Annotated in this window: 13 protein-coding genes; 9 read left to right on the forward strand and 4 right to left on the reverse strand. The window is 66.9% G+C overall.

Annotated features, from left to right (window positions below):
• The first annotated feature begins 291 nt into the window (after nucleotides 1-291).
• The 9 genes from rpmH to RWP81_RS01645 all read left to right on the forward strand — a co-directional run bounded on the left by rpmH (nucleotide 292) and on the right by RWP81_RS01645 (nucleotide 9,560).
• A complete protein-coding gene (gene rpmH, locus RWP81_RS01605; protein WP_055952712.1) occupies nucleotides 292-429 on the forward strand; it encodes a 50S ribosomal protein L34 in 138 nt (45 codons plus the stop codon).
• 8 nt (nucleotides 430-437) lie between these two features.
• Nucleotides 438-776 (forward strand): ribonuclease P protein component, encoded by a 339-nt coding sequence (rnpA, locus tag RWP81_RS01610; protein ID WP_314451603.1) that lies wholly within the window; start codon nucleotides 438-440, stop codon nucleotides 774-776.
• Nucleotides 773-1,129 (forward strand): membrane protein insertion efficiency factor YidD, encoded by a 357-nt coding sequence (yidD, locus tag RWP81_RS01615; RefSeq protein ID WP_314451605.1) that lies wholly within the window; start codon nucleotides 773-775, stop codon nucleotides 1,127-1,129. The genes rnpA and yidD overlap by 4 nt, the downstream gene beginning before the upstream one ends.
• Nucleotides 1,130-1,131: 2 nt before the next feature.
• A complete protein-coding gene (yidC, locus tag RWP81_RS01620; RefSeq protein ID WP_314451607.1) occupies nucleotides 1,132-2,205 on the forward strand; it encodes a membrane protein insertase YidC in 1,074 nt (357 codons plus the stop codon).
• Between the two features lie 12 nt (nucleotides 2,206-2,217).
• Nucleotides 2,218-2,724 (forward strand): R3H domain-containing nucleic acid-binding protein, encoded by a 507-nt coding sequence (locus tag RWP81_RS01625; RefSeq protein ID WP_314451609.1) that lies wholly within the window; start codon nucleotides 2,218-2,220, stop codon nucleotides 2,722-2,724.
• A gap of 7 nt (nucleotides 2,725-2,731) precedes the next feature.
• Entirely contained in the window at nucleotides 2,732-3,361 is a 630-nt protein-coding gene (gene rsmG, locus RWP81_RS01630; RefSeq protein WP_314451611.1) for a 16S rRNA (guanine(527)-N(7))-methyltransferase RsmG, read from the forward strand.
• A 3,861-nt stretch (nucleotides 3,362-7,222) separates the two neighbouring features.
• Nucleotides 7,223-8,149, forward strand: coding sequence for an AAA family ATPase (locus RWP81_RS01635; protein ID WP_314451613.1), 927 nt, complete (start codon nucleotides 7,223-7,225; stop codon nucleotides 8,147-8,149).
• Nucleotides 8,149-9,129: a ParB/RepB/Spo0J family partition protein gene (locus tag RWP81_RS01640; protein WP_314451615.1), complete on the forward strand. Its 981-nt coding sequence runs from the start codon at nucleotides 8,149-8,151 to the stop codon at nucleotides 9,127-9,129. The genes RWP81_RS01635 and RWP81_RS01640 overlap by 1 nt, the downstream gene beginning before the upstream one ends.
• 83 nt (nucleotides 9,130-9,212) lie before the next feature.
• On the forward strand, nucleotides 9,213-9,560 hold the full coding sequence (locus RWP81_RS01645) for a tryptophan synthase subunit alpha (RefSeq protein WP_399540524.1): 348 nt from the start codon (nucleotides 9,213-9,215) through the stop codon (nucleotides 9,558-9,560).
• 432 nt (nucleotides 9,561-9,992) lie between these two features.
• Here the strand turns inward: RWP81_RS01645 and trxA are convergent, their stop codons facing one another.
• The 4 genes from trxA to RWP81_RS01665 form a co-directional block, all read right to left on the reverse strand.
• Nucleotides 9,993-10,316 (reverse strand): thioredoxin, encoded by a 324-nt coding sequence (gene trxA / locus RWP81_RS01650; protein ID WP_314451619.1) that lies wholly within the window; start codon nucleotides 10,314-10,316, stop codon nucleotides 9,993-9,995.
• 62 nt (nucleotides 10,317-10,378) lie between these two features.
• Nucleotides 10,379-11,365 carry a thioredoxin-disulfide reductase gene (trxB, locus tag RWP81_RS01655; RefSeq protein WP_314451621.1) on the reverse strand — a complete coding sequence of 329 codons (987 nt, stop codon included), beginning with the start codon at nucleotides 11,363-11,365 and terminating at the stop codon, nucleotides 10,379-10,381.
• Between the two features lie 73 nt (nucleotides 11,366-11,438).
• Complete coding sequence (gene murJ / locus RWP81_RS01660; RefSeq protein WP_314451622.1) at nucleotides 11,439-13,061, reverse strand: murein biosynthesis integral membrane protein MurJ; 1,623 nt, start codon at nucleotides 13,059-13,061, stop codon at nucleotides 11,439-11,441.
• A partial coding sequence (locus tag RWP81_RS01665; RefSeq protein WP_314451624.1) for a DUF6049 family protein occupies nucleotides 13,058-15,220 on the reverse strand: 2,163 nt, incomplete at its 5' end. The genes RWP81_RS01665 and murJ, both read right to left, overlap by 4 nt.

A 15,220-nucleotide genomic window follows, 5' to 3' on the forward strand; every position in this document is an offset into this window, starting at 1 on the left:
CCCTCCGGGATCTAGACGCGACGGGCGATCGACGAGTCGCGCCGAACCTGTGGATAACTTCCGGGGCCACGCTAGTTCGCGGCTCTCGCGGAGCAAAATCCACTGTAGGACCCGGCCGCGTGTCTTTGCCACGCTTGTGGACAACGCCTGGGGATAATGGGCGGTCGCGTTCTCGGTTTGAGTTAACGCCCCTCACGACGTAGCCTTAGTCGGTTGACTTATGCCTATCAGGCAGTCCCGACCCCGTCCCCGGCAGAAGAGCATCGGGCGACACCACCTCCGGAGTGACCCATGAGCAAGCGCACCTTCCAGCCCAACAACCGCCGCCGCGCCAAGAAGCACGGCTTCCGTGCCCGCATGCGTACGCGTGCCGGCCGCGGCATCCTTTCGGCGCGTCGCGCCAAGGGCCGCACCGAGCTCTCGGCCTGACAGACCCGGTGCTCGCGAAGCCGAACCGACTCACCCGCGGATCGGACTACAAAGCCACAGTCCGCCGGGGTTCTCGTTGTGCCGGAGCGCACACCGTCACCTATGTCGGAACCTCGGCTGAGACCGATGCACCCCGTTTCGGCTTCATCGTGAGCCGGCAGGTCGGCTCCGCGGTCATACGCAACACCCTTCGCCGCCGCCTCAAAGCGGTGTGCGCCGAGGCGCTCCCGTCCATCCGCGGGGGCGCCTCGATCGTCATCCGCGTCCTCCCCTCGGCGGCAGCTACCGACTACGCGACACTGCGCGCCGACGTGGTGCGGTGTCTGGAACGGAAAGCGTCGGCATGAGCGCCTCGACTCTTCCCACATCGGCCACGGGGTCCGGTCGGCTCGCGGCCGGGGCATCACTGGCATCCGTTCCGCTCCTCCCCCGGAACGCCGGACTCGCTCTGCTGCACGCGTACCGATCGACGATCTCGCACGTCTATGGCGACGTGTGCAAGTACTACCCCTCGTGCTCCGCCTACTCGGTGGGCGCCGTGCAGCAGCACGGACTCGTGAAGGGCGTCGCGTTCACCGCCGCCCGTCTCGCACGGTGTCATCCCTGGGCTCAGGGTGGCATCGACGACGTCCGTCCTCATCGGGCCTTCCGTCACGAACTCACTCGGCACGGATTCGTCGTGCCCGCCCGAAAGGACTGATCGTGCAATTCGATCTCATTGGGACCATCCTCTGGCCGCTGAAATGGGCGGTCGAGCTCGTGCTGGTGGGGTGGCACTCCCTCTTCACCGCGATGGGCATGGCGCCGGCGGCAGGTCTGACGTGGGTGCTCTCGATCGTCGGCCTGGTGCTCATCGTCCGTGCCGCTCTGATCCCGCTCTTCGTGAAGCAGATCAAGAGCCAGCGCAAGATGATGGAGATCGCGCCCGAGCTGCGCAAAGTCCAGGAGAAATACCGGGGCAAGCGCGACCAGCTCTCCCGCGAGGCCATGAGCCGCGAGACCATGGCGCTCTACAAGAAGCACGGCACCACACCGGTGTCGAGCTGTCTGCCGCTCCTGGTGCAGATGCCGATCTTCTTCGCGCTGTTCAGCGTGCTGAATGACGTGTCCAAGCACGCGGCCAGTGGTGTGGGCGGTGTGGGTCTGCTGACGCCTGAGCTCACGACCGAGTTCTACGACGCCCGCCTGTTCGACGTGGCATCCATGCACGTCAATCTCGTCACCGCGTGGGGCCAGCCCGACGGTCAGGTGACGGTCGTCATCCTGCTGGCGCTGGTCGTGCTCATGATCGCGTCGCAGTTCTTCACGCAGCTGCAGATCATCTCGAAGAACCTGTCGCCCGAGGCCAAGACCGGTCAGGCGTATCAGATGCAGAAGATCATGCTGTACATCCTGCCGCTGGCCTTCATCTTCTCGGGCGTCTTCTTCCCGCTCGGTGTCGTCATCTACTGGTTCGTCAGCAACCTGTGGACGATGGTTCAGCAGTTCATCGTCATCCGCGAGATGCCGACTCCCGGTTCTGACGCGGCGAAGGCGCGCGAAGAGCGCCTGGCGCGCAAGGGCAAGGCCATCGACGCCGCGGGCAAGGTCGTGCCGATGGAGAAGTACCAGGCGGAGCAGCAGCGTCTGCTCGAGGAAGCCGAGCGCGTACGCGCCGCGGCCCCGAAGCGTCAGCAGCCCGTGGGCAAGCAGCGCGCCAAGAAGCAACAGTCCACCAAGAACACCGGTGCTGGGGGCGGAGCCGCCGGCGGTTCTGGATCCGCACCCGCTTCCTGACCTCCGGAGATCATGATGACGACGTCCGATCAGATTGCCCCCGAGCAGACCGCCGCCACCGAAGAGCAGCTCGAGCAGGAAGGCGACATCGCCGCCGACTACCTCGAGGGTCTGCTCGACATCGCCGACATCGACGGAGACCTCGCGATGGATGTGCGCGCCGGCCGCGCGTACGTCTCGGTCGAAGCCGATGACGCCGAGTCGCTGTCGAGCCTCGCGCACCCCGACACGGTGCAGGCACTGCAGGAGCTCACCCGCCTGGCTGTGCAGAGCGCGACGGGTCGGTTCTCACGGCTCATCCTCGACATCGGCGGATCGCGTGATGCCCGCCAGCGTCAGCTCGAGATGCTCGTCGACCGCGCCATCGAGCGCCTCGTCGAGGGCGCTTCCCAGGCCTCCCTGCCGGCGATGTCGAGCTATGAGCGCAAGCTCGTGCATGACATCGCTGCTGATCGCGGCTACGAGTCCGAGTCATTCGGCGAGGGTGCGGACAGGCACACCGTCTTGCGTCGGGGCTGATCCGCGGATGCCGGAACAGCTCGAGGCGGAGCCCGTCGCGGCCGCGGACATCTTCGGTGACCGCATCGACACCGCGCGCAGGTTCACCGCGAACCTGGCTGCGCATGGCGAGGAGCGGGGACTGATCGGTCCGTTGGAGGTGCCGCGTCTGTGGACGCGACACATCCTCAACAGTGCGATCGCGGCTCCTTTCTTCGCAGGGGCTGCCGTCGACGTCGGATCGGGAGCAGGGCTGCCGGGGCTCGTGCTGGCCATTGCGCGACCCGACGTGGAGTGGACCCTCATCGAGCCGATGGAGCGCCGCACGGCATGGCTGTCGGAGCAGGTTGCCGATCTCGAACTCGAGAATGTCAGCGTGGAGCGCATGCGCGGTGAGGAGTGGGCGCGAGGGCGCGTCTTCGACATCGCGACGGCGCGGGCGGTCAGTGCGTTGCGCACCCTTCTCCCCTACACCGCTCCCCTGGTACGGCCCGGTGGTCGGCTTGTGTTCCTCAAGGGCGCGAACGTCGGGCGCGAGATCGACGCCGCAGCAAAGCAGATCCGACAGTATGGTCTGCAGGACGTGTCGGTAGAGATCGTCGGAGAGGGCGTCTTGGACGAGCCGACTCGGGTGTTTCTCGCCACTGTTGCTCGCTGACAGTACCGCATGTAGACATGCATTGAGTGGGATCGCTCGTCGCCCTTTCAGGCGCCCGTCGAGGTGACCGGCAATGTGCGGTCCCGTCGGATGGGTGTCATGAGCCGCGCACACGGGGGCCCTCCGCTGCCTTCGCGATGTCTGCCGCTTTCTCGTTCCTCACTGATGTACGTCTCAAGACGACGCGTCAGAGCTGTTCCGACGAGTCGCGGTGCAATCGGTTTCAAGATCGCGCACGAGTGGGCAGGCCGGAAGCGGCGGGGATGGGTCCGGTCGGCCGACCAGGATCGTGGCGTAGAGCACCACCGGACCTCCGGTGTGAGATTGCTCGCGTTCACCTGACGCCGCGGTGGTGAGCCCCTCTCACGCACGATGTGCTGGCGGGTACGCGGCACGACCTGGGTCGAGAGGTCTCTCGTTGCCGCTGACAGTGGGCGCGGAGCGAGGGTTGGCGGGGTGTCAGCGGATCTACGTCCGCGGAGCGGGGCGGAGTTGGGTGCCTGCCTTGGGTTTCTACAGACTCCCGCGGTCCGTGGTGTCCCTGACACACTGAGTCGCGGGGTAGTACGGTTCCGCGGTGTGCGAGTGGTCTGTCATCCCTGGGTCGGGGTGCCAGTACGCGTAGACGGAGACAGTCGCACAGAGCCGACCGGTCGCTGGAGCCGACGCGCTGACGCGACGCTCCTCACATTGAGGACTCCCCGGTGGCTAGCTGGTGATGTGCTTCAGCGCGCCGCGGGAGGAGGCACTCGTCGACTCTGCCTAGCTCGTTTCACGTGGAACAAGCCGCCGATACTGATTTATGCGACCACACAGTGGAGTGAGGCTGGGCAGACTCTCACGCAACCCCACTCCCCCTTGTTCAGCGGCACGCGGGTCGATCTCCCCGAGAAGTCACGCACGCACTCGCCCATGCACGGCGCGACACGCGGTCATGAGAGTGGGCGATGAGAGGGCTGCCGTGACAATGTGGCTCCAGCGCTCCAGCGCTCCAGCGCTCCAGCGCTCCAGCGCTCCAGCGCTCCAGGGCTCCAGGGCTCCAGGGCTCCAGGGCTCCAGCGCTCCAGCGCTCCAGGGCTCCAGGGCTCCAGGGCTCCAGCGCTCCGGGGCTCCAGCGCTCCAGTGCCGTAACGCCCCAGCGCCGCAGCGTCGTGGGTGTTAGGACTTCGAGGGGACGGTTGCCGTGAAGGTGTCACGTGACGTCGCGTGCTGGCGTGGGGTCTGCGATGTTTCACGTGAAACGTAGGTGGGCGTTGTGGCTCGTACGACTCGCGCCCCACGGGTCGCTCCACTACCCAGCTAATGATCGCTGCGACGAAGTACAGCGACTGGCCACGACCATGCCGGAATTGAGGGTGCACATGGAATGCGTCTGGCGGTGGCCGCTGCAACACCGGTAAAGGCTAGCGGGGGTTCGAGCTGCAGCCGTGGCGTGTGGGTAGGGCATCCTGGGACTGATGAGCACGCGGGTGTCTCGCAGGGCTCGCCCGCAGTGCTTGCGTGAGGACGGTGAATCTCGTAATGATGATGGTGCCGCGGGGTTTGCAGGTGCGGAGCGGCCGTGAGTTCCTGGAACCCCCTCTTATTCAAGGCGGGATGGCTCCTGCCGGCGGGTGGCGTCGGAAGGCGGCGTCGGCCGCTGCTGACCTCTCAGGCGGTTCCGCTATGGCCCGCCGACGCGACGGCGATGGCGAGAATTGGTTAGTCTCGACCGAGCCTCCGTACCAGAGTCAGTTTGAGACTGGCCTCCGTGGATGCTGAACGCCGCAGCCGAGCGGTCTTCGATCCGTTAGACATCTCCCCTCGGCCGACCCAGGAGTCAGATCATGCAGCGATGGATCGGCCAGCATCGTGCGCGGTGGTGATGACATACGTCGCGTTCAGGTGGCATACGTCCGTCGACTCGGTGTTCTCTGCGTTGTGGCTCGATCCGCGGTACTTGGAGCGTGCATCCGCCAGCTCTGCTGGGTGCTGAGCATGAAGTGACTGCCTCGCTACCGGGAGGCGACTGCCGAACCGCGAACACGCTCTCGATGCTCGTGCGTCGATCGCCCGGCATTCCCCGCCGTGTTTCACGTGAAACATGTAGACCAGGGTCACGTAGCCCCTGCGGCACGCGATGGGAGCGGGGTGGGTGACTTGCTGAAGGGTCCGCTTGGCTCCCTCGTGCGTCCCCCCGCCCATGTAGTCGCGCTGTGCGGTGCCTGCCCACGGCCTCATCTGGTGACGCCGTGCCGGCTGCGAGTGTCTTCCCAGCGAAGTGGCACGGGACGCAAATGGACTTCCCGCCCATTTGCACGAGAGTCGGCTCCCGTCCGAGATGGACAGTGGCACGAGTGGGCCAGGAGGGCGAGGGTCTGTGGATCGACGGCACCCCGTCGAGTTGTGGTCGGGCGCAGGAGGTTGGTTGCATTCATGGACTCGGGCGGTGCTTTGAGGTCGCGTTTGCTGAATCGCCACCACACAGGTGGGTGTGGTCCGGAACCACGCAAGGTCGGATTCACGCGATGTAGAGGGTTGGCGTTCATGCGGGGATGCGGCTCGGGAGAGAGGAAGGAGAACGTCCTCCTACCAAGTGAGAATCGGGATGGTGCCTCTCGACGACTCCACGCCACGTGACCTCGCCGCGCGGAACGGCGTGTGGGCAGTCTCGCGACAGATGTCTCACGTGAAACACTCCGCTCGGTGTTCCGAATGACGGGGCCGCAGTCAAAGACGACGCCACGTGCGGCGCGGCTCAGATCGGGTCGAGTAATCCCTAGCCGAGTGACGGCGGCTGGGTCGGCGTCTGTACCGTCCCTGCCCGCGATGACGGTGGATACCGGGAATGATCACCGCCCGGCGCCGCAGAGTCGGAACTCAGATTCGCTCGTCCAGTTGCCACCGCGTGCCCAGCCGAGATTGGCTACCGGCCCACAGCTTTCGCCAACATGGGATGCGAGGCCATGTTTCACGTGAAAGAACAAGATGACACGACTGCTCATTGCCGTCTCATCAACGACCGACGCACGACGTATGCAGTGTCGCCCCAGACCGCGAAGCAGACGGGACGGTCAACCATCCAATTCGATGGCTGAGCCCGCAAGAGAACGGCCAGGCGCAGCCGCGCAGACAGCAGCTCGAGGATGTCGGGTTCAATTCTCCCAAGCGTCGCGCTTGTACCGCAGCGCAGCTGACCTCGTCTCCACGTGGTTGAGACAATGCGTCTGAGACGCACTGCGCCGACGGCGAGCTGTTTCCGGTCCGATGGACGTCTCGGCGTGCAAGCGAGCGGATCCGCTGCAGCGTGGCACTTGATCGGGATGCAGCGCCGGCGGGGTTTCTGTAGTCCTCGGCAACTGGGGGTCTCTCGGCATGACGGGGATGCGACTGCCGCAAATGAGCCTGGCCGTGGAACGGCGTGCCGATCGCGGTGACGGCCGGCCCTGGGTGCGCGACGCGGCCGTTCGAGAAGCTCCGAAACGGCAAGCTCTCGCCAGTCGACCTCACGGCCGACGCAGCGACCCTGGAAATGTTTCACGTGGAACACCCACGTACCCCGCGTCGACGCGATACCGACTGATCCCACATCTGGGTCTAAATCACTGATCACCTGCCGAACTTGAGGACGGTTCGCGAGTGACCGGAAACGCCCCGGCGCCACGGTGGATGTTCACGATGACCCGAATCGCACCCCCAAGGAGTCGACAGCACAGTACCCGACGAGCGATGCGTCTGGCAGTGCGCATGACGTGGGCAACGCCTCAGTCTGTCGTGTCCCCCGATCCGTGTGCGACGCGGATACCAACCCTCGACAGTGGTCGCAACGGAAGGCGATGTCAGGGGCCACAGGTAGACTGAGCGGGTTCGCGAAGGTGAGAGGTGTTTCACGTGAAACAATCCGGTGAGGCGTCTTCGTCCTTTTCGCTCGATGACTCCCCCATCGCTCGTGAGATCGCCGACCTGTCCGCGCGACGACGTGCCCTAGAGGTTGCGGACGTGAAGCTGCCGGGTCGTACCCGCGTATTCACGGTTTCGAACCAGAAGGGCGGGGTCGGAAAGACCACCACCGCCGTCAACATGGGCGCGGCTCTCGCGTCGGTGGGTGCCCGCGTTCTCGTTATCGACCTCGATCCCCAGGGCAACGCGTCAACGGCCCTTGGAGTCGCCCACAACGCAGAGACTCCCAGCATCTACGACGTTCTCATCAACGATGTCCCGCTCGTCGACATCATCCAGACGAGCCCGGAGTCCCCCGATCTGCTGTGCGCACCGAGCACAATCCATCTCGCTGGCGCGGAGATCGAGCTCGTCTCACAGGTCGCACGCGAGCATCGCCTGCGCGGAGCTCTTCGCGAGTACCTGGAGATCAAGGACAATCACCTCGACTTCGTCATCATCGACTGCCCGCCGTCGCTCGGACTTCTGACGATCAACGCGTTCACAGCGGCCGACGAGGTCATGATTCCCATCCAGTGCGAGTACTACGCGCTGGAGGGCCTGAGCCAGCTGCTCGGGAGTGTGCAGATGATTCAGAAGCACCTCAATCCGAAGCTCCACGTCTCGACCATCCTGCTGACGATGTACGACGGACGCACACGGCTCGCGCAGCAGGTCGCTGATGAGGTTCGCTCGCACTTCTCTCACGAGGTGCTCAACACAGTCATTCCCCGCTCCGTTCGCGTCTCGGAGGCACCGAGCTTCGGGCAGACGGTCATCGCGTACGATGGCCAGTCGGCGGGCGCCATCGCTTACCGCGAAGCCGCGGTAGAAATCGTCGCTCGCGACACCACCGAAAAGGATTCCTGATGGCTAAGAGGACCGGACTGGGTCGTGGCATCGGTGCGCTGATCCCCACGGCCGAACCGTCGGAGGCGCGTCCCGTCGATGTGTTCTTCCCGGGTGCATCCACATCCGGGAAAGAGAAGACGTCGTCGGGAACATCTGACTCCGCGGCGAGCGATGCTGATGCGCAGCTCATCTCCGTTCCGGGCGCTCGCCTCATCCATGTCGACCCGGCGTCGATCGTTCCGAATCCCCGCCAGCCTCGAACCCATTTCGATACGGACGACCTCGCTGAGCTGGTGCACTCCGTCCGCGAGTTCGGAGTGCTGCAGCCCGTCGTCGTTCGTGACAAGGGCGACGGGACGTACGAGCTCATCATGGGTGAGAGGCGAACGCGCGCATCGCGTGAAGCGGGTCTCGCGACGATTCCCGCGGTCGTTCGTGAGACCGAAGACGAGTATCTGCTCCGTGACGCACTTCTCGAGAACCTGCACCGGTCCCAGCTCAACCCCCTCGAAGAGGCGTCGGCGTACCAGCAGCTGCTCGAGGATTTCGGCATTACACAGGAGGAGCTTGCCACGCGGATCGGGCGTTCGCGTCCTCAGATCAGCAACACCATCCGTCTTCTGAAGCTGCCGGTTCCGGTGCAGCAACGCGTCGCCGCGGGCGTCCTGAGCGCGGGTCACGCTCGCGCCATTCTGTCGCTCGACGACCCGCGCGAGATGCAGAAACTTGCGGACAAGATCGTGAACGAGGATCTGTCGGTGCGCGCCGCCGAGGCGGCAGCGAAGATGCCCGGTGTGGTGCCGGTTCGCCAGAAGCCGAAAGCCGGTGCACGTCAGGCAGGACTCGACCAGATCGCCGATCGGCTCGGCGACCGGTTCGACACCAAAGTCCGAGTGTCTCTCAGTGCGAAAAAAGGCCAGATCAGCATAGATTTCGCGTCAATCCAAGACCTGAATCGCATCCTCTCGACCCTCGGCGAAGACGGCTACACCGGCTGAATCGCCCGGGGTCCTGGATCAGGTCCGGGGCAAGGCATCCGATCGCGGGCCTCGGTGTCGGCGGCCCGTCGTACGCTGGAATGGTGACAGCGAACGACGACACCCTGCGCCGACGCGCCAGCCTCGAGCTGCTGCGCGCGGAGGCGTCCGACGAGCTGGCCGTGCTCATCCACGAGCGTCTGCGCGGCGGTGAAGACCCGTGGGACTTCATGGAAGATCTGCCGAGCGTCGACGAACTCGTCGTGCTCACCCTGCGCGCGGAGAACATCGCGGAGAACGGGGGCCAGCGCCCGAACCGTTCACGCAACTACCGCGTGCTCCGGCAGATCTCGCTCGATTACCCGCCGCTCACACGCGCTGTGTGGCGCATCCTGGGCGACGAAGAGCCGCACCGCCGCTGGGACGCCAGCGCGCGTCTCGACGCATCCTGAGGCCGCTCAGCGCGCTGCAACGCTCCACGCGCCGTACCACTCGACGCTCGACGTGCTCGAGCCCTTGAACGCGTATGAACCCTCGGCGCTAGACGCGCTCGAACCTCTGGACGCGCTCAACCCCTCGACGCGCTCAACCCCTCGACGCGCTCGACCGCGCTCGAGCGTTCAACGCGGTCCATCCCTTGACGCACTCCAACCTTCATGGCGCTCGAACGCTCGGGCGCTCGACGCGCTTGAATGCGCGGCGCGACCCTCCGACCGCGAACCGGTCTGGCGTGCCAGGTTCGTTCGGGCCGAGTTCTCGGCATCCGGAACGTCATCGAATCGTCGATACGACGAGACCGTTGTCGCCCGGGCCGTGCCGCGACTCGCGGACAAGACGAAAGGCCCCGAGTCCGTGAGGAGTCGGGGCCTTCCGTCAGGAACGTCTCAGCCGAGGAACGGTGCGAGATCCTGCTCCAGCGCGAACTTGGGCTTCGCGCCGATGATCGTGGTCTTGACCTCGCCGCCCTGGAACACCTTCATCGCGGGGATCGAGGTGATCTGGTACTTCATCGCGAGATCGGGGTTCTCGTCGACGTTGAGCTTGAGGATCGTGATCTTGTCCGCGTTCTCGTTCTGGATCTCGTCGAGGACGGGAGCGACCATGCGACACGGTCCGCACCACTCGGCCCAGAAGTCCACGAGCACGGGTCCGTCAGCCTGCAGGACGTCCTGCTCGAACGTTGCGGAGGTCGTCGCCTTGGCAGTCATTGCATATCTCCTTAGATGGAAGCTTCAGTGAGTGAAAACGCCGGTGAGCGCGGATTTGTTCCTCAGACGACCGCGACGTCGGGGAGACCCTCGATGGGGCTCTCCGACACGGCGGGCTCGCCGGCCTCACCGCGTGCGGCGAGGAAGTGTTCGACGTCGAGGGCGGCGACGGTTCCGCTGCCCGCGGCGGTGATCGCCTGGCGATACGTCGGGTCGATCACGTCGCCGGCGGCGAAGACGCCCGGGACGGACGTGCGCGACGAGCGTCCATCGACCCAGATGGTGCCCTGGTCGGTGAGCTGCAGCTTGTCGTGCACGAGGTGCGTGCGCGGGTCGTTGCCGATCGCGACGAACAGGCCGTCGAGGGGCAGCTCGCGCGTCGTGTCGTCGACGGTCGAGCGCAGACGCACGCCGTTGACGGCGTCGTCACCGAGGATCTCGTCGACGGCGCTGTTCCAGATGAACTCGATCTTCGGGTTGGCGAAGGCTCGCTCCTGCATGATCTTGGACGCACGCAGCGAGTCCTTGCGGTGGATCACGTAGACCTTGGACGCGAACTTGGTGAGGAAGTTCGCCTCTTCCATGGCCGAGTCGCCGCCGCCGACGACCGCGATGGTGCGGTCGCGGAAGAAGAATCCGTCGCACGTCGCGCACCACGAGACACCGCGCCCGGAGAGGCGCTCTTCGCCCTCGAGGCCCAGCTTGCGATAGGCCGAGCCCGTGGCGTAGATGACCGTCACTGCCTCTTCGACCTTGCCGCTGCCGAGCGTGATCGTCTTGACGGGGCCGTCGAGGTCGAGCGATACGACGTCGTCGTAGAGCACGTGAGCACCGAAACGCTCGGCTTGCGCCTGCATCTTGGCCATGAGGTCGGGACCCTGGATGCCGTCGGGGAACCCGGGGAAGTTCTCGACCTCGGTGGTGTTCATGAGATCGCCGCCGGCTTCGACGGAGCTCGCGACGACGAGGGGCTCGAGGTTGGCTCGGGCGGCGTAGATCGCGGCGGTGTAGCCGGCCGGGCCCGATCCGATGATGATGACGTGACGCACGTTTGCGCCTTCCTCTCGTTGATTCCGTCGGATGAAACCCATGCTAGCCGCGGGGTATTCCACGGCCGCAGGGCTAGCGCTTGGGGAGGAACCGTCGGCCCAGCGCGATCGCGGGTTCGAGCTCCGGCGTTCGGAGAAGGGCCAGGATGCCGATGTACACGGCGAGGACGACCGATCCCACCAGCGCGGCTCCCAGAGCGCCCGACACCACGGATGCCGACAGCCACCCCTCGGAGCCGCCGCACAGCAGCACGACGCCCCAGCCTGCCGCCGCAGCGGGAACGGCGACGAGAACGAAACGCGCGAGCGGGGTCAGCCAGGCGCGCACACCGATACCCCCGAGGCGTCGGTGCAGGATCACCGTGGCGACCACCACCTGCACGACGCTCGCGAGCGACTGACCCAGCGCGACACCCGCCGCCAGCTGGGCCAGGGGAAGAGCGCCGGCGCCGACCGCGGCTCCGGCGATCAGGGCCGTTACGGCGACCAGCACGCCCTGCGCGAGGGTGAAGAAGAACGGCGTCCGGGTGTCGTTGTAGGCGTAGAAGGTGCGTTGGATGACGAACAGCACGGCCAGTGGCAGCAGACAGACGAGGAAGCACAGTAGGACCGGGGCCGCGGCGAGAGCCTCGTCGGAGCTGTTCGTGAACACGCGGGTCGCCGGCACGGAGGCGACGGCCAGTGCGGCGGTGGCGACGACGATGAAGAGCCCCAGGACGCGGATGCTGCGGACGATGTCGGACTTCACCTCGTCGTGACGCCCGGCTGCGGCGTGCTCGCTGAGCTGCGTGAAGTACGGCGTCCCGATCGACAGCACGATGATCGAGTAGGGGAGCATGAACACCAGCCAGGCGTTCTGTGTGGCGATGATCGCGGGCCCGGTGCCCGAGGCGCCGGACAGCACCCGTGTCTGGACGATTCCGGCCAACTGCCCCACGATGACCATGAGGAACGTCCAACCGGCCAGCCGTCCGATGTGGCGCAGGCCCACGCCGCGCCAGTGGAAGTCGGGACGCAACTGCAGACCGGCTCGGCGCCAGAACACCAGCAGCACGACGGTCTGCAGCACGATGCCCCCGGTGGCGACACCACCGAGCAGACCGATCATCGTGGGTGTCCACTGCAGGACGTCGGGGCTCGGCCCCCCGAACAGCAGCAGGAAGATGCCGAAGCCGACGATCGAGACGACGTTGTTGACGATGGGTGCCCACGTGTACGGGCCGAACACCTTGCGCGCGTTGAGGATCTCCCCCAGAAGCGCGTAGAGGCCGTAGAAGAAGATCTGCGGCAGGCACCAATAGGCGAATGCGGTGGCCAGCGCGATCTGATCCGGTTCGACCTTCGAGGGGTCGATGTAGACGGTAACGATCAAGGGAGCGGCGATCATCGCCAGCGCGGTCGCCGCGAGCAGGATCACCGTTCCCAGGGTGAAGAGCTTCGAGACGAAGGCCCGGCCGCCGTCGGCGTGCGCGGCGGCCTTGACGATCTGCGGGACGATCACCGCCGTGAGGACACCGGTCGAGATCACCGTGTAGATGTTGTTCGGCAGCTGGTTGGCGAGACCGAACGCGTCACCCGCGGCGCTGCCCACCGAGCCGACGATCGCGACCAGCACGACGATGCGCAGCAGCCCGCTCACGCGGGAGACGATCGTCCCCGCACCGATGAGCACACTCGCCCGTCCGATACTGCTCACGGGCGGATCTCCTCTTCGTCGGGTGCGGTCTCGTCCGCGGACTCGGCGGGGCTGCGCCCGTCGTCATCCGGACCCTTCACGCCGATGCCGTCGACGGGGGTGTCGGCATCCTGAGTCGGGGTCGACTCCTCTTCCGCCCGCGTGCGACGGCGACGCGTGATCGTCCGGACGACGCCGAGGCCGAGGAAGGCCACCACGAGTACGACGATGACGATCAGCCCGATGCTCTCCCACTCGGCGCGCACCTCGACGTCGACCCGCTGCGGGGCCCCGACCGGCTGGTCGGTGGGGCTGTAGAGCTGCAGGTCGACGCTGACCTCGCCGTTGGCGATGCGTGCTTCGACGGGCACCTCGACGCGGGTGTTGGCGGCGGCCTGCGCCTCGACCGTCGTGCGGTTCTGCACGCGCAGACGCGCGTCGTTCGGGCTCACGTCGAGCACCACCGTGACGGGCCACGGCAGGTCGTTGCGCACCCACGGACGCAGCGGAGCGCTGGAGCTGACCAGGCGGAAATCGGAGGAGAGGATGCCGACGGCGTCCAACGTCGTCTGCGTACCGGCACGGTGGTCGGCGACCGCCTGACGGGCGGGATCGCCCGTCCACGAGACGCTGATGACCTGCAGCATCTCGGCGCGTTCGCGGCCGGTGAGCAACTCGGGTTGATCGAGGATCGTGGCGAAACGGTCGACCGCCTGCTCGTCGGAGAGCAGATCGCCCACCTCGGTCGCCCGTGTCGCGTCGACCGCGGGCGCGGCGAGGGAGACCTCGGATGCCGGCCGGCTCGAGACCTCGGCGAGGCTCGATGCCGCGAACCCCGGTGCGGAGGAGAGCAGACCGAGCGTGGCGCGCAGGCTCACGCGGGAGCGATCGGTACCGCGGTCGAGCACGGCGAGGACCGGCTGATCGCCCGCCGAGCTCCGCGCGATCGCCAGATACGCCTGCGCGGCCGACAGGGAGGCACTGCGGCGTGTGGCGTCGTTCTGCCCGGCTGCGGCCGCGAGCGCCCGCGACACCTCGGCGTCGTACACCGGGGTCGAGACGCCCCCGACGGCGGCGGTCGCGACGCGCGATCCGCCGGAGACGCTCGTCGAAGCCGTCAGGACGCGAGCGGGCTCCTCGGGGGTTCCCAGGGCCCCGAGCGACGCCACCGTCTCGGGCCCGGCCGAGCCCGTTGCAGGCCAGAAGACATTCGACGTCGCCGAGCCGATGTCGAGCAGTGTCGTCAGCGTCGGGTAGCTCGGCTGCCCCGGGCTCGCGGAAGGGACTGGCTCCGGAGTCGAGACCGCGGAGACGGCGGGCGCCGGTCCGGTGAAATCGTCCTCGTTCATGTACGACTGCAGCGATGTCGGGCCCAACGGGGCCGTCAGTCCGGCCTGCAGCTGGGCGGCCACGTCGGCATCGCCGAACTGCAGCGCGAACCTGTCGTTCGGCAGCGCGAGCAGACGCTCCAGCCAGGCGACGGCGGTGGGCGGCGCAGCGGAGCCGAGAACGCGGATCGCGGCCGGTATCGCCGGGTCGACGGCCAGGGTGGCGGCGGTGCCGTCGACGGCGTCGAGTTGGGCCGACAGCGCTCCATCGACCGCCGTCAACTCCGCCAGCTCGTTGCCGGTCAGCAGACCGCGCGTCAGGGGGGCCGCGGTGATGGGCACCACGAGGGCGATCGGGGTGGTCGGACCGTCGGACGGCACGACGACGACGCTCGGTGCCGTCAGACCGGCGGCCGACACGAGCACCGGGTAGACGCCGGCACCGCGGCCGGCGAGGGTCGGATCGGTCGCGGGGACGGTCAGCGTGATCGAGCTCTGGGCGCCGGAGGCGGTGGCATCCATTGTTCCCGTGGCCACCTGCTGCAGGGTCTGTCCCGACGCGTCGCCGCCGAGCCAGCGGTCGAGGGAGGCGTCGTCGCCGAGGGATGCCGTGCCGACCGAGAGGGCGACGGGGTTCGCGGTGGCGGCCGAGGATCCCGCCGACAGCGTGACGACGACCGACAGCGGGTCGCCGGGGCGCAGGATCCCGTTCGCTCCGGGAGCGGCCGACAGCGCCGAGGTGACGGCCGCGTTCGTCGACGAAGGATCGGGGGTCGCGGCGAACGCGGCGGCCGACGGCAGCGCCACACCGAGGGCCAGGGCGCCGGCGGCGAGGGTCGCCAGCAGCCGGCG

This window comes from uncultured Microbacterium sp. (assembly GCF_963521695.1).
Lineage (GTDB): Bacteria > Actinomycetota > Actinomycetes > Actinomycetales > Microbacteriaceae > Microbacterium.

Excerpts from the sequence above, each read along its gene's own strand:
- rpmH (WP_055952712.1), top strand. The coding sequence starts at position 292 with ATGAGCAAGCGCACCTTCCAGCCCAACAACCGCCGCCGCGCCAAGAAG.
- yidD (WP_314451605.1), top strand. The coding sequence starts at position 773 with ATGAGCGCCTCGACTCTTCCCACATCGGCCACGGGGTCCGGTCGGCTC.
- RWP81_RS01625 (WP_314451609.1), top strand. The coding sequence starts at position 2,218 with ATGATGACGACGTCCGATCAGATTGCCCCCGAGCAGACCGCCGCCACC.
- rsmG (WP_314451611.1), top strand. The coding sequence starts at position 2,732 with ATGCCGGAACAGCTCGAGGCGGAGCCCGTCGCGGCCGCGGACATCTTC.
- RWP81_RS01640 (WP_314451615.1), top strand. The coding sequence starts at position 8,149 with ATGGCTAAGAGGACCGGACTGGGTCGTGGCATCGGTGCGCTGATCCCC.
- trxA (WP_314451619.1), bottom strand. The coding sequence starts at position 10,316 with ATGACTGCCAAGGCGACGACCTCCGCAACGTTCGAGCAGGACGTCCTG.